Origin of the sequence: Enterobacter sp. HK169, assembly GCF_001719105.1 — a bacterium.
Lineage (GTDB): Bacteria > Pseudomonadota > Gammaproteobacteria > Enterobacterales > Enterobacteriaceae > Enterobacter > Enterobacter asburiae_B.
Genome location: NZ_CP017087.1, coordinates 1607458 through 1627515, shown reverse-complemented (window position 1 = coordinate 1627515; position 20058 = coordinate 1607458). Strand labels below are relative to the sequence as shown.

Below are 20058 nucleotides of genomic sequence, written 5' to 3'. Positions count from 1 at the left end.
GGTTACTCCACCTGGGGCAACAGTGATGTCGTCGTATGCGCGCGCGAGCGCTCATTCGGGACGTAAAAAGCAATTTCGGTACCCGGCTCAAGACGTTGAATATGCAGCCCGTCGCCGTAAAGCAGCTTGACCCGGTGGTGCACGTTCAGCAGACCGATTTTATTCCCCGGCATCTCGTTAGACTCCACGCGCTCAATGACTTTTGGATCAATCCCGTGGCCGGTATCGCGCACGGCAATCCGCACCCGGTTGCCGCTTTCGGTGACGCTGATGGTGACGACGCCTTTGCCTTTACAGGGCTGAATACCGTGAACAATCGCGTTTTCAACCAGCGGCTGGATAAGCAGGCTCGGGATCTCGCAGTTGACCTCTTCATCAATATCGTAAATGACCGTGAGCTTATCGCCAAAGCGCGCCTGCTCAATCGCGATGTAGTCCTTGATCTGATAAAGCTCTTTTTTGATGTCGATATGCTCGTCATCTTTCAGCTCGATGTTGTAGCGCAGATAGCGCGACAGGTTAAAAATCAGCTGGCGCGCGGTGTCCGGATTAAGGCGAATGGACGAGGAGATAGCGTTCAGCGCGTTAAACAGGAAATGGGGATTGATTTTACTCTGCAGCGCGCGCAGTTCTGCCTTATTTGCCATCTCGCGCAGCTGTTCCGCCCGCGAAACCTCAAGCTGGGTGGAGATTATCTGCGACAGGCCGATGGCCATCTCCTGCAGCGTGGAGGTGATCTGATGCGCGTGGCAGTAATAAATTTTCAGCGTGCCCGTCACGACGCCTTTCTCCCACAGCGGGATGACCAGCATCGAGTGAATTTCCGGCGTTCGGTGGGCTTCATCATTGTTTTTAATAATGATTTTACCGTAGTTAATCGCCTGTCTGGTGGTCGGGCTTATGGTGTCATCGTTGTCGCGATAGTTGTGCTCCCCGACGCCAACGTAGGCCAGCACGTGGTCAATATTGGTGATGGCGACGGCGTCAGCGTGGATGTCATGGCGAATGATCTCGCAGACCTGACGCAACGATTCCGCGTTAACGTGGCGGAAGAGAGGCAGCGTTTTGTTGGCGATATCCAGCGCCAGCTTGGCCTGACGGGCGGCGCTGGCCTCTTTTTCCCCTTCAACGCTTTGCACCAGCAGCACGATAAAACCGATGCACACGCTGCCCAGGATCATCGGAATACCGATTTTCGAGACGATATCCAGCCCCAGCTCGGTGGTGGGAGCCCAGACGACGACCAGGATCATGGTCAGCGTTTCGCACACCATGCCTGCGACGATCCCGGCGCGCCAGCGCTGTTTTTTCGGGATTTTGCGGCTGATCCAGCCGGAAAGCACCCCGGCGATAATGCTGGTGATAAAGCACGGCACCGCCGTTACGCCACCGATATCAATCAGATAGCGGTGCGTCCCGGCAATCAGGCCGGTGATAACGCCCACCCACGGACCAAACAAAATTCCGCCGGACATGACGGCGATAATGCGCACGTTAACCAGCGAACCCTCTACCGGCACGCCGGACCAGGTGCTGAACAGGGCGAACAGCGAAAAGATGGCGGTAACGGCCAGCAGCTCTTTTGGCGAGTGGGCTGATTTGTGCAACAGCTCGCGAAACAGGCGAATGCGAATGAGGAAGAACAGGCAAATCAGCATTAATGCCGCACGGTCAAAAACCGCCAGCAGCATATTGAATATTTCGTGCACGAGTAGACCTGGGAAAACGGGAAAGAACCATGATAAAAAACCTGGCGCGTATTGACCAGCTATCCGTCAGGTTTATCAAATGAGGAAAAACCATATTTTTGAAAGGGGATTATCTGGTGATGACCGAGGCGTCCTGTTTTTTTCTGAACGGCGAATCATCAGGTAACTGGTTTGATATCATCCTGTTAAATAACAGCTATCAGACAGCCGATCCCGAAACAGGGGCTTCCGCTTTTAGGCGCAGCGGGGTTCCGGTTTTTAGTCGAGCGCTTTTTTTTCATTTCCCTCTCGACAGCATGATTTTTTTCAGGTTATTTTCTAAACATGCCACATCAGTGGCAGCGTCGCTCGGACGGTCCGGGCGCTAACGTTAATCTGAGGAATCTATGGCTGAATTCAGTCCTGAACGCCGTTTTACGCGTATCGATCGTCTCCCCCCTTATGTTTTCAATATCACTGCTGAACTGAAAATGGCTGCGCGTCGGCGTGGCGAAGATATTATCGATTTCAGCATGGGTAACCCTGACGGCCCAACGCCACCGCATATTGTTGAAAAGCTCTGCACGGTTGCCCAGCGCCCGGATACGCACGGCTACTCGACCTCTCGCGGTATTCCCAGGTTACGTCGCGCGATCTCGCGCTGGTATCAGGATCGCTATCAGGTTGATATCGATCCGGAAAGTGAAGCGATTGTCACCATCGGCTCGAAAGAGGGGCTGGCACACCTGATGCTGGCCACGCTGGATCATGGCGACACGGTGCTGGTGCCTAATCCAAGCTATCCGATCCATATCTACGGCGCGGTAATTGCCGGGGCGCAGGTCCGTTCTGTGCCGCTGGTGGAAGGTGTCGATTTCTTTAACGAACTGGAACGTGCGATTCGCGAAAGCTATCCGAAACCTAAGATGATGATCCTCGGTTTCCCGTCGAACCCAACGGCGCAGTGCGTGGAGCTTGATTTCTTCGAGAAAGTGGTTGCGCTGGCCAAGCGTTATGACGTGCTGGTGGTTCACGATTTAGCCTATGCAGATATCGTCTATGACGGCTGGAAAGCCCCGTCGATTATGCAGGTCCCGGGCGCGCGTGATGTGGCGGTAGAGTTCTTTACCCTGTCGAAAAGCTACAACATGGCGGGCTGGCGTATTGGCTTTATGGTGGGTAACAAAACGCTGGTGAGTGCCCTGGCGCGCATTAAGAGTTACCACGACTACGGTACCTTCACGCCGCTGCAGGTCGCCGCTATCGCTGCCCTGGAAGGCGACCAGCAGTGCGTTCACGAGATTGCCGCCCAGTATAAGCGCCGCCGCGACGTGCTGGTAAAGGGGTTGCATGAAGCGGGCTGGATGGTGGAAATGCCGAAGGCGTCTATGTACGTCTGGGCGAAAATTCCGGAGCCGTATGCGGCGATGGGATCGCTGGAGTTTGCCAAAAAACTGCTGCAGGATGCGAAGGTGTGTGTGTCACCGGGCATTGGCTTTGGTGATTATGGCGACACCCATGTGCGATTTGCCCTGATTGAAAACAGCGACCGTATTCGTCAGGCGGTGAGGGGCATCAAGAGTATGTTCCGGGCCGACGGTCTTCTGACCTCAAAGAGCGTCGCTGAACATCCCGCGTCGTCATGACATAAAAAAACAGGAGCCGATGGCTCCTGTTTTTTTGACTGCATATTCTTCACTAGATCATCAGGGCAAAGGTTCCGGCCCAGACTAAAACAATCACCGAAATGCCCATAAAGAAATATTTCACGTTTCATCGCTCCGCGTATCTTGTGGTACGCATTTAAAAACAGAGTCCACCTGATTATAGAGAACTGAAATCCGGTCAAAACGGAAATGAGAATTTTCCCGTTATGCCGTTAACTCCAGCTCAGAATTCTGTGCTTTCCTGTTGCCAGACGGCGCTAATGTACGCTTAAAAATGAGGGGTGACAAGAGGGATTTTTTTAAATAATTTCCGTCACTTACGAGTGTCGTGGAACGGCGACAGTTTGATTTCACTTCGCAATAAATTCACTTTGGGCGACGCATTGAAAGACAGTTACTCAGCGGGAAGACAGGTGATTGAAAAGGTTAGTTTCTTAGCGAAACTAACCTTCATGAAGGGCTAAATATAGAGCGAGGCTTCGCCAAGAGGGCGGGTTTTGAAACGACGATGCATCCACAGATACTGCTCTGGCGCGCGCATGATTTCAGTTTCGATGACTTTATTGATAAACGCTGCCGCTTCGCACTCGTTTTCCGGATAGTTAGCCATTTCAGGGGAGATGTGCAGGCGGTAGCCTGACTTATCTGCTTTTCTCACCATCGTCACGGTCAGCATAGAGGCACCAGACAGACGCGAAATGACAAAGGTGCCGTTAGTCGTCGCAACGTCTTTCACCGCAAAGAAAGGCGCAAAGCTGCTGCCTTTACGTCCATAATCCTGATCGGGTGCAAACCAGACGGCTTCTCCTTTCTTGAGAGCACCGACCATACCGCGCAGGTTATTACGGCTGATCATCGCTTTATTGGAACGCATACGGCCTCGTGTCTGCACCCATTCCATAAGCGCACTGTTGTGCGGTCTGTAGGTTGCCATCATTGGCTGGCAAAGCCCCATCACGCGGCCGCCCAGCTCCAGCGACATAAAGTGAACGCCGACGACCATCACACCGCGTTTTTGCATCTGCGCGCGTTTAAGGTTATCCAGGCCTTCCACGTCAAACCATTTGCGGACACGTTCATCTGGCCAGAACCATGCCATGCCGGTTTCAAGCAGCGCCATGCCGATAGACTTGAAGTTTTCAGCGATGAGTTTCTCACGCTCCTCTGCATTGTACTGCGGAAAACAAAGCTCAATATTTTTACGCGCGATAGATTCGCGACGTTTCAGGAAAACGCGGGAAGCGCTGCCCAGTTTTGACCCCAGCAAGCGCAGGACAGGGTACGGAAGTTGAACCAGCAACCAGAGTACGCCAAGGCCAAACCATGTAAACCAGTAACGCGGGTGTAAAAACGCACGTTGAAATTTGGATTGAGACAAAATAGTAGAACCTATGTGAAGCCTGTAAAGGTAGCGCAGAGTTTGCGATACGACGTGCCGATAAGACCGTTCTTCAAGGTGATGGTTGCAGGCTTTACCGAACTTTACGGCGGCGTTGCCTGGCCACTGCTGATTTGGGCGGGCGGCGTAATGTAGCATCGTTATACGATATGTGCTATTACTCGTTTTTGATTAAAAAAGCGGCGATCCGGGAGGTGTTTGATTTTACACTGTATAAACTCCAGAAGGGAGAGCAGTTCTCATGCCTGAGAGGAGAACTGAAGTCTTTGCGCAAGGAGGAGTGGGCCGACAAAAGAGCAGCAGTGTTTATTTTCGGACCCGCATCTACATTTTATTTTCCTTCGAATAATAAATAAGAATTTTCTTTGTGAAAATTCTTATTTATTATTCATGTCATCAATCAATTCGTCACTCTTCTTCATTCATTAACCTCTGTCATTTATCTGCTTGCAATAACCTGTTGCCGTTCATTCATCTTTTTTTAATATCATGTTGTGATGCAAATCAAAACAAGATGGTTTTATTAGCATCTCTCTGGCTGCGATCCTTCTTACGGTACAAATATTCGCTTTGCGTGAAAAAAGCAGTGTCTTTCCCTGAGCTGAACGGATAATCCGTAATAATATCTTAGTGGAAAATTCTTAAGAAATTTCTCATTGCGGATAAATGATCTGTGTATTTGATTTTGCATCGATCATTATTCTAATATTGCGCATCAAGAACGATACCGTGAAGTTGGCGTAGCAAAAACAAAGAGGGATGATGAGATGGCTGACAGTTTTCAGAATGAGGTGCCTAAGGCACGTATTAACCTGAAGCTTGACCTGCATACAGGCGGGGCAAGCAAGAAAATGGAATTACCGCTGAAATTACTGGTTGCGGGTGATTTCAGTAATGGGCAAGAGTCTGCTCAAATATCTGAGCGTGAGAAAGTTAACATCACGAAAAATAATTTCGACAGTGTTCTTTCTGAATACTCCCCAAAACTTAATCTAACCGTTAAAAATACGCTCTCTGATGATGGTGGTGAGGAAAATGTTCAGCTGACTTTCCAGAGCATGAAAGATTTCACGCCAGAGCAGGTGGCTGCTCAGATACCGCAGCTGAAGGCGATGTTGGCGATGCGCAACTTGCTTCGCGATCTGAAGGCCAATTTGCTGGATAACCAGACTTTCCGAAAAGAGCTGGAAAAAATCCTCCTGGACCAGTCCCTTAGTGCTGAACTGCGAAACGAACTATCCGCACTGGCATCAAGAAAATCGTAACCATCACGCTGTTTTAACGGATTAAACAAGGAATGCTCATGTCTGTACAAAATAATATTGCCGGTAGTGAAAGCGTGGTGCTGGAACGTCCTGCTGCGGGTGGGGTTTACGCCTCCCTGTTTGAGAAAATCAATCTCAATCCTGTCTCCGAGTTGAGCGCGTTAGACCTCTGGCAAGATGCGCAGGCGATGTCAGATGCAACCGCTGATGAGCGTCTGACTGCAGGTATGCAGGTTTTTCTGGAATGTCTGACCAAAGCAGGCGCGAAGGTCGAAAAACTGGATAAAAGCCTTATCGATCATCACATCGCTGAGCTCGATTACCAGATCAGCCGCCAGCTGGACGCGGTTATGCACCATGACGAGTTTCAGGCGGTCGAAAGCCTGTGGCGTGGGGTGAAATCACTGATTGATAAAACAGATTTTCGCCAGAACGTGAAAATTGAGCTTCTGAGTATGTCCAAAGAAGACCTGCGGCAGGACTTTGAAGATACCCCGGAAATCATCCAGAGTGGTCTGTATAAACACACCTACATTGATGAATATGATACTCCAGGCGGCGAGCCGATTGCGGCACTGATTTCCGCTTACGAGTTTGATGCTTCAGCGCAGGATATCGCTCTGCTTCGCAACATCTCTAAGGTATCCGCTGCTGCACATATGCCGTTTATCGGCTCAGCAGGCCCGAAATTCTTCCTTAAAGAGTCCATGGAAGACGTCGCGGCGATTAAAGATATTGGTAATTATTTTGACCGCGCAGAGTACATCAAGTGGAAATCGTTCCGCGATACTGATGACGCTCGCTACATCGGCCTGGTCATGCCGCGCGTATTGGGACGTTTACCGTATGGCCCGGACACCGTTCCGGTTCGCAGCTTCAACTATGTCGAAGAAGTCAAAGGTCCCGATCACGACAAATACCTGTGGACCAATGCATCGTTTGCCTTCGCGTCCAATATGGTGCGCAGCTTTATCAATAATGGCTGGTGTGTACAAATCCGTGGCCCGCAGGCTGGTGGTGCGGTTCAGGACCTGCCTATCCATCTGTACGATCTCGGTACCGGCAACCAGGTAAAAATCCCGAGCGAAGTGATGATTCCCGAAACCCGCGAATTCGAATTCGCGAATCTGGGCTTCATTCCTTTGTCCTACTACAAAAACCGCGACTACGCGTGCTTCTTCTCAGCCAACTCCACTCAGAAACCGGCGCTGTATGACACCGCTGATGCGACGGCGAACAGCCGCATCAACGCCCGTCTTCCGTACATCTTCCTGCTGTCACGTATCGCCCACTACCTGAAGCTGATTCAGCGCGAGAACATTGGTACCACGAAGGACCGCCGACTGCTTGAACTGGAGCTGAACACGTGGGTCCGCAGCCTGGTGACCGAAATGACCGATCCGGGCGACGAGTTGCAGGCTTCTCACCCGCTGCGCGACGCGAAGGTGGTAGTGGAAGACATCGAAGACAACCCGGGCGACGGGCGTTGCAAAGTACCGTGCTCGATACGGTGATGAAAACTACGTCGGCCAGCATCGTCGTGCGTAACCTGTGTGCGCCGACACTGCCCTGTTATCCACCTGCGCAAGACCGTTTCCACTGGCGCGTGCTGAGTCACCTCGGCAGCGGGTTCCTGTCGATGATGGATAACGCCGATGTGCTGCGCGGTACCCTCGCGCTGTACGAGTGGACCGACAGCGAGATGAACCGCCGTCGTCTGGAAGCCATCATCGACGTGAAGCACAGTGAAACTGAGCGATTTGAGCAGGGATACCTGGTACGCGGCGTGCAGATTGAAGTGACGCTAGACAGCTACGGCTTTGCCGGGCGCGGCGACATCTGCCTGTTCGGCGAGATGCTAAGCCGCTTCTTCGCGCTCTACACCGACATCTATCTGTTTAACCGCCTGATTATTATCCTGCAACCAACCGGAGAGCGCCTGGAATGGGAAGAGAAGCACAACCGCCGCATTCCCGGCTGACACCGCGGCTGGAAGCCGACCTTCACCGCATTAACTTCTATCGATTATGTCAGCTGCTGGAGAAAAACAATCCTGGCAGGCCGCTGATGGGATCGACCAGCCACCCCGCAGATGACCCGGTACGCTTTGCACCGCACCCTGGAATGGGGTTTCCGGTCAGTGAACTGAAGGCTGTCGAATATGATGAAGACGATGACAGCAAGCCGCCGGTTATCCGTACGACCTTTATGGGGATGTACGGGGTCGATTCCCCATTACCAACGGCGTATCTCGATGACATCACCCAGCGCCGGGAAGGGCATGAGGCGCTGCAGGGCTTTCTGGATATTTTCAGTCATCGCATCCTGACGCAGTTTTACCGCGTCTGGCGTAAATACTCCTATCCGGCCACGTTTGAGCCCGGCGGAACCGACAGCATTTCGCAGTCGTTATTGGGTCTGGTGGGGCTTGGAATACCGGGCACGGCAAATCACATTGCCACGCCAGTGTCGCGCTTTCTGGCCCTGTTGGGAGTTCTGCAACAACCGGGCAAAACTCAGGAAGGGATGCAGGCACTGGTGAGCCTGCTGGCCCCCGATACGACGGTGCAGGTGAGTCCGTATTGTCTGCGGCCTGTAGAGATCGACAGGCCGCTGGGTTTTTACGGTGACGAAGATTTTCTGCTTGATGGCAATACGCCGCTGGGTGACGAAGCGATGGATGCCGGCAGCCAGCTGCTGATTGCGCTTGCGACGGACAACGAACATGAGGCGCAAGGCTGGAAACCGGATGGCCAGTTGTACATGGATTTCCTGGTGATGCTGCGGGTGTATCTGGGCTGGCGGTTTAAGGCCAGAATAACCCTGACGACGTCTGTTCGACTGCTGGCCGTACCCCCGCTGGGTGAGAACCCTTTCTGGCTGGGAATGAACGGCGTGCTGGGAGCAGAAGATGATAGCCATCCTGATGACATTCCTGAAACCTTTACGACAGAACTGGGCTATTACAGCGGGCTGGAGCCCGCGAAACCACAACAAGGAAACCGACGTGTCACGTACAAATTTAACTAAAACCGCGCGCTGGATGATGCCTCTCATGGCGCTTATTCTGACCGGTTGCGGGGTGACGCAGAGCGTTACCGACGGTACCAAATCGGCGTTTAATTCTGTGTTCTATAAAAAAATTAAAATCCTGCATCTGGATTTCACCGCGCGCGAAGCTCTGAACACCGACTCTCGCGAAAATAACTCGCTGTCTGAGCCTGTCGTGGTCAGGGTTTACCAGCTCAAAGACCGCAAAACCTTTGATAAGACGGTTTATCAGCAATTGCTTCAGGATGATGTCAGTATTCTGAAAGACGACATGCTGGCCAGTCGTAATATCGTGGTAAAACCGGGGGGTGATGCAAGCCTTGATATGCCGATGGAAGAAGAGGCGAAGTTTGTCGCGGTGGTAGGGCTGTTCCGCCATCCGGACATGACCAACGACACCTGGAAGCAGGTTATCAAGCGCAGCGATCTGGATCCCGATAAACAGCGCATTCTGGAAGCCGGCGAGAACCATCTGACGCTGCAACCGCTTAAGGACGACTGATGCCCCAGGGACATAACACGCCTTCGCTGTATGAAATGCTAACCGGAAATTTTAGCGGTGGCCTCGACCTTAAACAGGTCAGTGAAGAAAATCAGGTCATCCTTTCGGTTCTGGACAACATGCAGCGCGTTCTCAACTGTCGCGCCGGCACGTTGGCGCACCTGCCTGATTACGGGCTGCCCGATATGACAAAAATCCTGCAGGGCATGCCGGGAACGGCCCATGAGCTCATGGGCACATTGTCTGCCGTCCTGCTCAAGTATGAACCGCGCCTGAAAAAGATAGACGTTGTTCTGCTGGAGCAGAACATTCCCGGCGAGCTGCGCTATGCCATTGACGCTGAACTTAAAGGGATTGGCCTGGTGCGCTATGGGACTGAGTTTATGCCCGAAGGACGGGTCCTGTTGCGGCATCTCAGGCATCAACAGTATCTCGACACAACACCTCGTATATAAGGTCAGTTAACACCATGTCAGTAAAATCACAGTTCCTGAAGAAGTTGCAGGCGCGACAACCTTCACCTGTTCCCGCAGCTAGCAAGAGCCAGGCCGATATTGCAGAGTTTCGCATGCGAATGGCTCAGCTTCAGGAGCAAATGGACGCCTGGCTGTCAGATACCGGACTGAATGCAGAGCCACTGACGGTATACGTTCCTGACCTGCTGGTGGAGGGCGGGGCTTTTGATATTTCCGGTATCGTCCTGCGTTATGGTAACCGGGCGGTTAAGTTTATGCCGATATTTCTGTATGGACAGGGAGTTGCAGGCTGTGTCGAGGTGACTTTTTTTTCCGGGTACAGCGCGATTTCTCAAGGACGCCTGTTTATGCGGGTGGGGAGTGTATATGACTGGATCTTTACTCCCCCGGATACGTCACCTCAGTCAGGAAAACTATTTGATGAAGGTGTTTTTTTCGATCTGATTTTAGCGCTGCTGTCATAGCAATAACATTCATTCCTTTATTAGTCATTGCGTTTCTACACGCAAAACTGCCTTACACATCAACTGACGAAATTAACCGACACGGATATGCAGGCCCTGCAGAATGACCACACATATAACGTTAAAAACCGGCGGCGACCCGCGTACGCTGCCAGATTATGCTGCCCTCCGCGACGAACTCAGTAAGCTAACACATCCTGCTCGCCCTGATGTGAACTGGCAATATGTCCAAAGACTCTGTCTCTCAATGTTTGAACAGAACGGTGTGGAGTTGCAGACAGCAGCCTGGTACACCCTTGCCCGTACTCACCTGTCTGGATTGGCTGGCCTGAATGAAGGGCTGGCGATTCTGGAGGCCCTGATTAGCCACCAGTGGGACACCTTATGGCCGAAGACGCAATACGCTCGTATGGAAATCCTTAGCGGCCTTAGCCAGCGCCTGCAGCAGCGCATGCGTATGCTTCCATTCAACAGCAGCCATCTTAGTGAGCTTTATCGTGTTGAAGCGTTACTTACCAGCCTGAGCGCGGTGCTCCAGCGCCTTGAGCTTAAACACCTTAGCCAGTTCGATACGTTACGAACGTTGATACATTCAAATGCTGAACGGCTGGAAAGCAGTAATGACACGTCCGATTTGAATGTGAACATGAAGCCCGATAGCGAATCGCCTCTGGAGAAAACCGAACCGAGCGAAGAAGTGAAATGGGTATATGTTGTGCATCAGGAAAATCAGCCGAATGGGGAGGATCGTACGACAGCCCCCGTGCCTGTCAGACAGTGGAAGGCCTTTATTGCCGGGATGTGTTCCACGCTGGCGGTTTGCTTCGCTGTGGCGTGGGGATGGGTTTCTTTGTCCAGACCCGCCCCCCTGGCGACTCAGGCTTTTGCCTCTCTGGCTCCGTTACCTGAAGTGCTCACGGCTGTGCAGCAAGACGCGTTAACACTGCGAGGTATTTTACCGTCCACGTTTATCACAGACACGCAGCAGCAGCTTGCCCGCCTGGATAAACTGCCTCCTGACTGGAATCTTTCCTACAGCCTTCAGCTGTTAAAGCAGCTCCAGACATTATGGCCGGAGGAGGCGAAACCGCTCACAATGCAGTGGCAGCAAAAATTTAACGCGGCAGCGTTACCTGTCGACGCAATGAACAGCTGGTATCAGGGAATGATGACGCTTCAGCAACTGAGTCATCGGCTGAGTAGTCTGGATGAGCAAAAAGGAAAATACATCACGGTAAGCGAGCTTAAATCGGTAGTTTTTTCGACTATACAGTCATTTAACCAGACGATACCGGCTGAAGAACAACTCAGGCGCCTGTCACAGCATCCAGCAGGAGATGCGCTTCCTGAAGCAGAAAAGACTCAACTGGAGTTGCGTCTTAAACAGCTGGCAACGCGTTACGCTCAAATAAAACAGGATTCTTCTGCTCAGTGAATTCTGGCGGTAGACAGACGAATGTGCTGGAAAAAGCGGGAGGGTAAAGTGTCCCCTGCAGGAATCGAACCTGCAACTAGCCCTTAGGAGGGGCTCGTTATATCCATTTAACTAAGGGGACGAGGCGGCACGAGTATAGCCTTATTTACACTTTGCGTTAAGCGCATCGCCGCCTGACTGCTCAAAGAGTCACCATTCAGGGCGATTTTTTTGTCGATTTATCATCATTTTCCCGTGCCTTAAGCTCAGCTTTGCGTTTGTTCGACATGTCGTTACGAATTTGGGCATGGCTTAACAGCGCGAAGATAAACGTTCCGCCGCAAATGTTTCCTGCCAGCGTCGGAAGGGCAAACGGCCAGAAGAAATCGCGCCAGTGAAGCGTACCGTTAAAGACCAGATACAGGATTTCAACGGTACCGACCACAATATGCGTGGTGTCCGCCAGCGCAATCAGCCAGGTCATCAATATGATCACCACAATTTTGGCGCTTCCCGCTGAAGGAAACATCCAGACCATCGTGGCGATAATCCAGCCTGAGATGATGGCGTTTGAGAACATCTCGACCGGCGTGTTTTTCATTACGTCCATGCCGATTTTCACAAACGCATCCCGGGTGGGTTCATCAAAGATCGGCATATATTCAAACGCCCATGCCGCGATGCCCGTGCCGATGATATTACCCAGCAGAACCACGCTCCAGAGCCGCATCAATAAACCGAAATTACCGAGCGTGGGGTTTTGCATCACCGGCAGAACGGCGGTCACCGTGTTCTCGGTAAACAGCTGCTGGCGGGCCATGATGACAATAATAAAGCCGAAGGTATAGCCGAGGTTTTCCAGTAAAAATCCACCGGGTACGCCTTCCAGCTGCACATGAAATATCCCTTTCGCAAGCAGAGATGCGCCCATTGAGAGTCCGGCAGCAATGGCTGACCAGAAGAGGGCCATCGCGTCGCGCTCCATCTCTTTTTCACCATCCTGGCGTATATGCTCGTGGATAGCCATTGCGCGGGAGGGGAGGCGATCTTCATCAATTTCTATCTTCTCGCCGCGCGCTTTCTCCTCGCTTTCAATTTCAAGCTCCTCAGTGCTCTCGCCAATTTTTTCTTCGCCTACATCTTTCATATCTGCTCCCGGAGGTTGATCTTTCTGTTAAGCGTAGCGGCTTTTATCGGGATGCCTGTGGGGATGCTCTTAAATTGGCGGCAATGACAACAAAGGTGATACATCTCTTTCAAAGTCATTATAAAATTGCCAGCGAAACGAATTCCAAAAGCCAGGCTATGCTGAGATCAGAGTCACGGTGGTTACTGCCCGTAATTGTGCTCATAGACATCGGTAAACGTGCTGTTACAATCGCTTGCACGTTTACAGACGGAGCGTCAACGGCTCCGTTACGGATGGCAATCAACGATAGCCATACTGAACAGGGAGATATTTATGAAACTTCGGCTGTCGGCGCTTGCGCTTGGCGCGACGATGCTTGTGGGCTGCGCCAGCTCCGGTGAGCAAACGGGACGCTCCGATCCTCTCGAAGGATTTAACCGCTCAATGTATAGCTTCAACTACAACGTACTGGACCCGTATGTGGTTCGTCCTGTGGCAGTAGCATGGCGCGATTATGTTCCACAACCTGCGCGTAACGGGTTAAGTAACTTTACCAGCAACCTCGAAGAGCCTGCGGTAATGGTGAACTACTTCCTGCAGGGCGACCCGTATCAGGGGATGGTCCACTTTACCCGCTTCTTCCTGAACTCCATTCTGGGTATGGGTGGCTTTATTGATGTTGCAGGTATGGCTAACCAGAAACTGCAGCGTGAACAGCCACACCGTTTCGGCAGCACGATGGGACACTATGGCGTCGGGTATGGTCCGTACGTGCATTTACCGTTCTATGGTAGCTTCACCCTCCGTGATGATGGCGGCGATATGGTGGATACGCTGTATCCGGTCCTTTCGTGGCTGACCTGGCCGCTGTCGGTGGGTAAATGGACGGTGGAAGGGATTGAAACCCGCGCGCAACTGCTCGACTCTGATGGTCTGCTGCGCCAGTCTTCTGACCCGTACATTATGGTGCGTGAAGCGTACTTCCAGAATCATGACTTTATTGCCAGCGGCGGCAAGCTGAAGCCGGAAGAGAATCCAAACGCGAAGGCGATCGAAAACGAACTAAAAGATATCGATTCGGAGTAAATAAAAAAGGTGAGCAATGCTCACCTTTTTTGATTCCAGCGCGATTAGAACGCGTAGTTGAAGTTCATGCCGTACAGCCAGGCTTTACCTTCGGAAGAGAACTCATACGGACCTTCCTTGAAGTTAACTTTTTGACCGTGCATATAAGATATGCCCGCATCAATAGAAGCATCCTTGTTGAATGCATAGGTCGCACCAGCGCTCAGCCAGAAGCGGTCCTGATCCGGAATCGAGATAGAGCGTTTGTCTGCTGGTACCGGACTATCATCGAAGGCAATACCGGTGCGGAATGTCCAGTTGTCATCCATATAGTAGGTTGTCCCCAGCGCGATGCGGTAAGCATCACGGAAGCTCTCATCTTTATAGAAGAGCGTGTCGCCTTTGCTATTGGTCGCCTTCAGCTCCTGGAACTGGCTCCAGCTGGTGTAGGTCAGACTATAGTGAACTGCCCACTGTGGCGCCACTTTGTTATAACCTGACAATTCCCACATTTCTGGTAAGTGCAGGCTCAGAGAGCCGCCAGTGGTTTGGCCATTGGTTCCCATTGGCAGACCGAAGTTGCCGAGGATCTGGTTATAAGCAGAAGGGAGGCTGCTTTTGTAATCTCCATCAAAATCGATTTTTACTTCTGAACGGTAGGTAAAGCCGTAACGGTTGTTTTTATCGAGTTCATAAAGGATACCGGCGTTCCAGCCAAAGCCCCACTCATCGCCCTTCAGATAAGCGATCTGAGTATCTGCTGGGATACCAGCCACACGCTGTGCCAGGGCTGGTGGAAGTGCGCCTGAGCCAGCGACGACTTTGCCCAGGTCGCCCGCGTAACGTTCGATCTTCGCTTTAGCATACACAGCGTCAAAGCCAACACCGAAACTCCAGTGATTATCCAGACGGTAAGCACCGCTCAGGTTCAGGTTCAGAGTTTCCAGGTCGGTTTTACCGCCAAACGCCCCAGCTGCATAGTCGTTATTGAACTCGGTTGCTAAACCGTAGTTAGAGGTTACGGATGCGCCCCAGCCGAACTGGTCGTTAATCGGCGCCACGAAGTGCATGTTTGGAACCCATGCCGTTGGGGCAATATTATCCGATTTCAGATCGGCACCTGTCGGAGAACGGCCCGAGATATCAACACCTGGATCGACAAAAATTGCACCGGCAGAGAAAGTCGGACGATCGAACATCATGATCAACGCGGGGTTACGACTCGCGTTACCCGCATCATCAGCGATAGCGCCTTCCCCGGAATACGCACGGCCAAGGCCAGAGGAAGAAAATTCGTTTAACTGAAAGCCCGCTGACCAGGCGGAAGTGGAGACGAGTGCCACTGCGACTGCCAGCGCAGTCTTGTTGAACAGGGTTTTCTGGCTCATGACCATAACCTCATTGAGTTATTTTTATTCAATAATTGTTACATACCGTAACAGGAGCGCGAAGTGTAGGGTCTGAGGTATGACAGACAAATCAGACCAGTGGCCAGAGTATAGGTCTGACCAGCCGGAATGTTGCAACTTTGTTTATTAATATTTTCAAACATGTTTCGTGAAACGAGATCTGGTTGGCAAAATTGTGACCATCGCGACTCACCCAAAAGGGTGGTTTTTGTTTTAGATCATTTTTTAGTGTGATATTGGTCACTTATCCGATTTTGCGCCATTAACGGCTGGAGAGCGCCCGCACCGGGGCGTAAAATATCAGCATCGTGTCTATCTCGCGCGCTGCGCGAATACAGAGGAAATTGAGCTATGAGTAAATGCAGTGCTGATGAAACCCCGGTTTGCTGCTGTATGGATGTTGGGACTATCATGGACAACACCGATTGCACCGCCTCTTACAGCCGTGTATTCACCAACCGTGCCGAAGCGGAAGAGACCCTGACCGCGCTGAGCAAGCGTGCGCGTGACGTTGAATCCGATCCGTGTGAAATCAAGTCTACCTTTACCGAAGTGGAAGGCGGCGTGAAGCTGGACATCGACTTTATCTTCGCCTGCGAAGCAGAAACGCTGATTTTCCAGCTGGGCCTGCGTTAATTTCTGTGGCCTGAAGCCTTCACCCCGACCCTCTCCCACGGGAGAGGGTGCAAACATTAAGAACGGTAACCTGTGGGTTACCGTTTTGCTTTTACCTTGCGCACCCGGCAACAAACCGCACAAATGCCTCTGCCATGCAGGGGCATTTTCTTTTTCTTCTCTGTGTTTTAGCTCGCACTTTTTCGTTTCCCCGATTGGCTGAATGTAAAAAAATGGTTAAGACTATTATCAGGTCAGACCACTTTATGTTTGCGAAAATTTTTTACAGGGGAGTGTTATGAGTCAGGCATTACCGCTTATTACCCGTCAGGGCGATCGCATTGCCATAGTCAGTGGATTGCGCACGCCATTTGCGCGTCAGGCAACGGCGTTTCATGGCATACCGGCCGTCGACCTGGGGAAAATGGTAGTGGGGGAGATGCTGGCTCGCAGCGAAATTCCGCCTGAGGTCATCGAACAGCTGGTATTCGGTCAGGTCGTGCAGATGCCTGAAGCCCCCAATATTGCGCGGGAAATCGTCCTCGGTACCGGGATGAACGTGCATACCGATGCCTACAGCGTCAGCCGAGCCTGCGCAACCAGCTTCCAGGCCGTGGCTAACGTCGCTGAAAGCCTGATGGCGGGCACGATTCGCGCCGGGATTGCGGGTGGGGCGGACTCCTCTTCGGTGCTGCCAATCGGGGTCAGTAAAAAGCTGGCGCGCATCCTGGTGGATGCCAATAAAGCCCGCACGACGGGTCAGAAACTCAAACTCTTCTCGCGTTTACGCCTGCGCGACCTTATGCCTGTACCACCTGCCGTAGCGGAATACTCCACCGGCCTGCGCATGGGCGATACCGCCGAGCAGATGGCAAAAACGTACGGCATTACGCGTGAACAGCAGGATGCCCTGGCGCATCGTTCACATCAGCTTGCGGCAAAAGCCTGGTCGGAAGGCAAGCTGGCCGACGAGGTCATGACCGCCTATATTCCCCCCTACCGTGAACCGCTTGTGGAAGATAACAATATTCGCGGCACCTCAACGCTGGCGGATTACGCCAAACTGCGCCCGGCGTTTGACCGCAAACACGGCTCGGTGACGGCGGCGAACAGTACGCCGCTGACGGATGGCGCCGCCGCCGTGATCCTGATGACCGAATCCCGCGCGAAGGAGCTGGGCATCACTCCCCTGGGCTATCTACGCAGCTATGCCTTCACCGCCATTGATGTCTGGCAGGACATGCTGTTAGGTCCGGCGTGGTCCACGCCGCTGGCGCTGGAGCGCGCGGGGCTGACGCTGGCTGATTTAACCCTGATTGATATGCATGAAGCGTTTGCCGCGCAAACCCTGGCAAACGTACAGCTGCTGGCAAGCGAGCGTTTCGCGCGCGATGTGCTGGGCCGCGCCCATGCCACAGGCGAAGTGGATCAAAGTAAATTCAACGTGCTGGGCGGCTCTATCGCCTACGGTCATCCATTTGCCGCCACAGGGGCGAGGATGATCACGCAAACTTTACATGAACTCCGTCGCCGTGGCGGCGGGTTTGGCCTCGTTACCGCCTGTGCGGCGGGTGGCCTTGGCGCAGCAATGGTTCTGGAGGCTGAATAATGGATATGCCATCTGCATTTAATCTGACGGTTCGCCTCGATAACGTGGCCGTTATCACTATTGATGTGCCTGATGAAAAGATGAATACCCTGAAGGCCGAATTTGGTGTTCAGGTGCGCGCGATGCTAAAGCAGATCCGCGACAACAAAGCCATTCGTGGTCTGGTGTTTATCTCTGCCAAGCCGGATAACTTTATCGCCGGCGCGGATATCAACATGATCGCCCGGGCGCAAAGCGCTCTGGAAGCCGAAGAGCTGGCGCGTCAGGGCCAGCAGGTCATGGCGGAGATCAACGGTCTGCCGATCCCGGTTATTGCCGCGATCCACGGTGCCTGTCTGGGCGGCGGGCTTGAGCTGGCGCTGGCCTGTCACAGCCGGATTTGCACCGACGATGCGAAAACGATTCTGGGTCTGCCGGAAGTGCAGCTGGGCCTGCTGCCTGGCTCCGGCGGAACGCAACGGCTGCCGCGCCTGGTCGGCGTCAGCACGGCGCTGGAGATGATATTAACCGGTAAACAGCTGCGCGCCCGTCAGGCGCTGAAAGCCGGTCTGGTCGATGACGTCGTGCCGCAGTCCATTTTGCTGGAGGCCGCCGTTGAGCTTGCGCTGAAAGGGCGTCAGGCAAAACGTCCTCTGCCGGTACGTGAGCGCGTGCTGGCCGGCCCGCTGGGAAGAACGCTCCTGTTCAACATGGTGGGCAAAAAGACCGAACAAAAAACCAAAGGCAATTACCCGGCGGCAAAGCGGATCCTCGAAGTGATCGAGACCGGGCTGTCGCAGGGAAGCAGCAGCGGCTATGCCGCGGAGGCCAAAGCCTTTGGCGAACTGGCGATGACGCCGCAGTCGCAGGCGCTGCGCAGCATCTTCTTCGCCAGCACGGACGTGAAAAAAGATCCGGGCAGCGAGGCGCAGCCTGCGCCGCTGCGTGCGATTGGCGTACTGGGTGGGGGGCTCATGGGTGGCGGAATCTCTTTTGTTACCGCCAGCAAAGGCAAATTGCCTGTACGAATCAAAGACATTAATCCTAAGGGGATCAACCACGCGCTGCAGTACAGCTGGCAGAACCTTGATCAAAAGGTCAAGCGCCGCCATATCAAGGCAAGCGAGCGCGATAAAACCCTGGCGATGATATCCGGTACGACGGATTACAGCGGTTTTGCGCACCGCGATCTGGTGATTGAAGCCGTGTTTGAAGATCTGGCGCTTAAGCAGCAGATGGTGGCAGACGTTGAGCAACATTGCGCCCCGCATACCATTTTTGCCTCCAATACGTCGTCATTACCGATTGGCGATATCGCTGCGAAAGCCGCCCGCCCGGAGCAGGTGATTGGGCTGCACTTCTTTAGCCCGGTTGAAAAAATGCCGCTGGTGGAAGTTATTCCGCACGCGACTACCAGTCCGCAAACTGTTGCCACCGTGGTGAAGCTGGCGAAAAAACAGGGCAAAACCCCGATTGTGGTAGCGGACAAAGCTGGCTTCTACGTCAACCGCATTCTGGCTCCCTACATTAATGAAGCAATGCGGTTGCTGACGGAAGGGGAGAAGATTGAGCACGTCGACGAGGCGCTGGTAAAGTTTGGTTTCCCCGTTGGCCCAATCCAACTTTTGGATGAGGTGGGAATAGACACCGGCACTAAAATTATACCAGTGCTGGAAGCTGCATATGGCGATCGTTTTAGCCCACCTGCAAACATTGTTTCTGCGATTTTGAAGGACGATCGCAAAGGCAGAAAAAATGAACGCGGTTTCTATCTTTACGGCGCGAAAGGGCGTAAAAGCAGGAAACAGGTCGACCCTTCGGTATATGGACTCATCTCGACCACAGGTCAGGGAAAACTGTCCGCCGTTCAGTGCGCTGAGCGCTGCGTGATGATGATGCTCAATGAAGCGGCGCGCTGCTTTGATGAGCAGGTGATTAAGAGTGCACGCGATGGTGACATCGGCGCGGTATTTGGCATTGGTTTCCCGCCGTTCCTTGGCGGCCCGTTCCGTTACATGGATACGCTCGGCGCGGGTGAAGTGGTTGCTATCTTGCAACGTCTGGCTTCGCAATATGGTCCACGCTTTACACCGTGTGACCAATTATTGCAGATGGCGGAACGCGGCCAGACATTTTGGCCTGCAAGGGAAACTGTCCTCGTAAGCTGAGGTCAAAGAAGGGTAAATCCTGAAGTGAATGGACCTGTTCTGGCGATTTTGTAAACAGAGATTGACTATACTTACGCCATTGAGGTAAAAAACAGCGTTTCATTCACCGAATGGATCAGGCACAATGCCCGGCCATCGGGTTTTCTACCTCTTAGCAT

General features: G+C 52.7%; 18 protein-coding genes, 1 tRNA gene and 2 pseudogenes. 15 read left to right on the top strand and 6 right to left on the bottom strand.

The genetic code is table 11. From position 1 onward, the window contains the following. Positions 1-2 precede the first annotated feature (2 nt). Positions 3-1709: a sensor histidine kinase gene (locus EnteroDNA1_RS07715; protein WP_069303140.1), complete on the bottom strand. Its 1707-nt coding sequence runs from the start codon at positions 1707-1709 to the stop codon at positions 3-5. Between the two features lie 116 nt (positions 1710-1825). Here EnteroDNA1_RS07715 and EnteroDNA1_RS22320 point away from each other — a divergent pair, with 116 nt between their 5' ends. Further along, positions 1826-2077: a hypothetical protein gene (locus EnteroDNA1_RS22320; protein ID WP_134211253.1), complete on the top strand. Its 252-nt coding sequence runs from the start codon at positions 1826-1828 to the stop codon at positions 2075-2077. A gap of 18 nt (positions 2078-2095) precedes the next feature. After that, positions 2096-3334: an alanine transaminase gene (gene alaC, locus EnteroDNA1_RS07710; RefSeq protein WP_023308710.1), complete on the top strand. Its 1239-nt coding sequence runs from the start codon at positions 2096-2098 to the stop codon at positions 3332-3334. A 52-nt stretch (positions 3335-3386) separates the two neighbouring features. Here the strand turns inward: alaC and ypdK are convergent, their stop codons facing one another. After that, positions 3387-3458: a membrane protein YpdK gene (ypdK, locus tag EnteroDNA1_RS22315; protein WP_099458937.1), complete on the bottom strand. Its 72-nt coding sequence runs from the start codon at positions 3456-3458 to the stop codon at positions 3387-3389. 357 nt (positions 3459-3815) lie between these two features. After that, positions 3816-4736 (bottom strand): kdo(2)-lipid IV(A) palmitoleoyltransferase, encoded by a 921-nt coding sequence (gene lpxP / locus EnteroDNA1_RS07705; protein ID WP_024907634.1) that lies wholly within the window; start codon positions 4734-4736, stop codon positions 3816-3818. A gap of 12 nt (positions 4737-4748) precedes the next feature. On the opposite strand from lpxP, the gene EnteroDNA1_RS22465 reads away from it, so the two are divergent. The 9 genes and pseudogenes from EnteroDNA1_RS22465 (at position 4749) to EnteroDNA1_RS07665 (ending at position 11947) form a co-directional block, all read left to right on the top strand. Next, entirely contained in the window at positions 4749-4889 is a 141-nt protein-coding gene (locus tag EnteroDNA1_RS22465) for a hypothetical protein (protein ID WP_162531704.1), read from the top strand. Positions 4890-5521: 632 nt separating this feature from the next. Then, complete coding sequence (gene tssB, locus EnteroDNA1_RS07700; protein ID WP_033146135.1) at positions 5522-6019, top strand: type VI secretion system contractile sheath small subunit; 498 nt, start codon at positions 5522-5524, stop codon at positions 6017-6019. 32 nt (positions 6020-6051) lie between these two features. Further along, positions 6052-7515: pseudogene (gene tssC / locus EnteroDNA1_RS07695) on the top strand (type VI secretion system contractile sheath large subunit); the annotation flags it as partial. Continuing rightward, positions 7497-8000 (top strand): annotated as a pseudogene (locus tag EnteroDNA1_RS07690) (type VI secretion system baseplate subunit TssF); the annotation flags it as partial. The pseudogenes tssC and EnteroDNA1_RS07690, both read left to right, overlap by 19 nt. Continuing rightward, the gene (tssG, locus tag EnteroDNA1_RS07685) at positions 7964-9049 is read left to right on the top strand and encodes a type VI secretion system baseplate subunit TssG (RefSeq protein WP_069303138.1); all 1086 of its coding nucleotides are present in this window, start codon (positions 7964-7966) and stop codon (positions 9047-9049) included. The pseudogene EnteroDNA1_RS07690 and the gene tssG, both read left to right, overlap by 37 nt. Next, positions 9027-9572, top strand: coding sequence for a type VI secretion system lipoprotein TssJ (gene tssJ / locus EnteroDNA1_RS07680; protein ID WP_073001586.1), 546 nt, complete (start codon positions 9027-9029; stop codon positions 9570-9572). Before tssG ends, tssJ begins: the two co-directional genes overlap by 23 nt. Then, on the top strand, positions 9572-10027 hold the full coding sequence (gene tssE / locus EnteroDNA1_RS07675; protein WP_069303137.1) for a type VI secretion system baseplate subunit TssE: 456 nt from the start codon (positions 9572-9574) through the stop codon (positions 10025-10027). Before tssJ ends, tssE begins: the two co-directional genes overlap by 1 nt. Before the next feature lie 14 nt (positions 10028-10041). Then, the gene (locus tag EnteroDNA1_RS07670) at positions 10042-10512 is read left to right on the top strand and encodes a hypothetical protein (RefSeq protein WP_069303136.1); all 471 of its coding nucleotides are present in this window, start codon (positions 10042-10044) and stop codon (positions 10510-10512) included. A gap of 103 nt (positions 10513-10615) precedes the next feature. After that, positions 10616-11947, top strand: a complete 1332-nt coding sequence (locus tag EnteroDNA1_RS07665; RefSeq protein WP_069303135.1) for a VasL domain-containing protein — start codon at positions 10616-10618, stop codon at positions 11945-11947. A gap of 49 nt (positions 11948-11996) precedes the next feature. Here the strand turns inward: EnteroDNA1_RS07665 and EnteroDNA1_RS07660 are convergent. Both EnteroDNA1_RS07660 and EnteroDNA1_RS07655 read right to left on the bottom strand, forming a co-directional pair. Then, positions 11997-12068, bottom strand: a tRNA-Arg gene (locus EnteroDNA1_RS07660). Between the two features lie 75 nt (positions 12069-12143). Beyond that, entirely contained in the window at positions 12144-13073 is a 930-nt protein-coding gene (locus tag EnteroDNA1_RS07655; RefSeq protein WP_069303134.1) for a formate/nitrite transporter family protein, read from the bottom strand. A 315-nt stretch (positions 13074-13388) separates the two neighbouring features. Here EnteroDNA1_RS07655 and mlaA point away from each other — a divergent pair, with 315 nt between their 5' ends. Further along, entirely contained in the window at positions 13389-14141 is a 753-nt protein-coding gene (gene mlaA, locus EnteroDNA1_RS07650; RefSeq protein ID WP_069303133.1) for a phospholipid-binding lipoprotein MlaA, read from the top strand. A gap of 44 nt (positions 14142-14185) precedes the next feature. Here the strand turns inward: mlaA and fadL are convergent, their stop codons facing one another. Beyond that, on the bottom strand, positions 14186-15508 hold the full coding sequence (fadL, locus tag EnteroDNA1_RS07645; RefSeq protein WP_039263248.1) for a long-chain fatty acid transporter FadL: 1323 nt from the start codon (positions 15506-15508) through the stop codon (positions 14186-14188). Positions 15509-15880: 372 nt separating this feature from the next. On the opposite strand from fadL, the gene EnteroDNA1_RS07640 reads away from it, so the two are divergent. The 3 genes from EnteroDNA1_RS07640 (at position 15881) to fadJ (ending at position 19900) form a co-directional block, all read left to right on the top strand. Next, positions 15881-16165 (top strand): YfcZ/YiiS family protein, encoded by a 285-nt coding sequence (locus tag EnteroDNA1_RS07640; protein ID WP_045888684.1) that lies wholly within the window; start codon positions 15881-15883, stop codon positions 16163-16165. 277 nt (positions 16166-16442) lie between these two features. Then, a complete protein-coding gene (gene fadI / locus EnteroDNA1_RS07635; protein WP_069303132.1) occupies positions 16443-17753 on the top strand; it encodes an acetyl-CoA C-acyltransferase FadI in 1311 nt (436 codons plus the stop codon). After that, positions 17753-19900: a fatty acid oxidation complex subunit alpha FadJ gene (gene fadJ, locus EnteroDNA1_RS07630; protein ID WP_069303131.1), complete on the top strand. Its 2148-nt coding sequence runs from the start codon at positions 17753-17755 to the stop codon at positions 19898-19900. The genes fadI and fadJ overlap by 1 nt, the downstream gene beginning before the upstream one ends. Positions 19901-20058 lie beyond the last annotated feature (158 nt).

Excerpts from the sequence above, each read along its gene's own strand:
- EnteroDNA1_RS07665 (WP_069303135.1), top strand. The coding sequence starts at position 10,616 with ATGACCACACATATAACGTTAAAAACCGGCGGCGACCCGCGTACGCTG.
- tssG (WP_069303138.1), top strand. The coding sequence starts at position 7,964 with ATGGGAAGAGAAGCACAACCGCCGCATTCCCGGCTGACACCGCGGCTG.
- fadL (WP_039263248.1), bottom strand. The coding sequence starts at position 15,508 with ATGAGCCAGAAAACCCTGTTCAACAAGACTGCGCTGGCAGTCGCAGTG.
- EnteroDNA1_RS07670 (WP_069303136.1), top strand. The coding sequence starts at position 10,042 with ATGTCAGTAAAATCACAGTTCCTGAAGAAGTTGCAGGCGCGACAACCT.
- EnteroDNA1_RS07655 (WP_069303134.1), bottom strand. The coding sequence starts at position 13,073 with ATGAAAGATGTAGGCGAAGAAAAAATTGGCGAGAGCACTGAGGAGCTT.
- mlaA (WP_069303133.1), top strand. The coding sequence starts at position 13,389 with ATGAAACTTCGGCTGTCGGCGCTTGCGCTTGGCGCGACGATGCTTGTG.
- fadJ (WP_069303131.1), top strand. The coding sequence starts at position 17,753 with ATGGATATGCCATCTGCATTTAATCTGACGGTTCGCCTCGATAACGTG.
- EnteroDNA1_RS07640 (WP_045888684.1), top strand. The coding sequence starts at position 15,881 with ATGAGTAAATGCAGTGCTGATGAAACCCCGGTTTGCTGCTGTATGGAT.
- alaC (WP_023308710.1), top strand. The coding sequence starts at position 2,096 with ATGGCTGAATTCAGTCCTGAACGCCGTTTTACGCGTATCGATCGTCTC.
- tssE (WP_069303137.1), top strand. The coding sequence starts at position 9,572 with ATGCCCCAGGGACATAACACGCCTTCGCTGTATGAAATGCTAACCGGA.
- fadI (WP_069303132.1), top strand. The coding sequence starts at position 16,443 with ATGAGTCAGGCATTACCGCTTATTACCCGTCAGGGCGATCGCATTGCC.
- tssB (WP_033146135.1), top strand. The coding sequence starts at position 5,522 with ATGGCTGACAGTTTTCAGAATGAGGTGCCTAAGGCACGTATTAACCTG.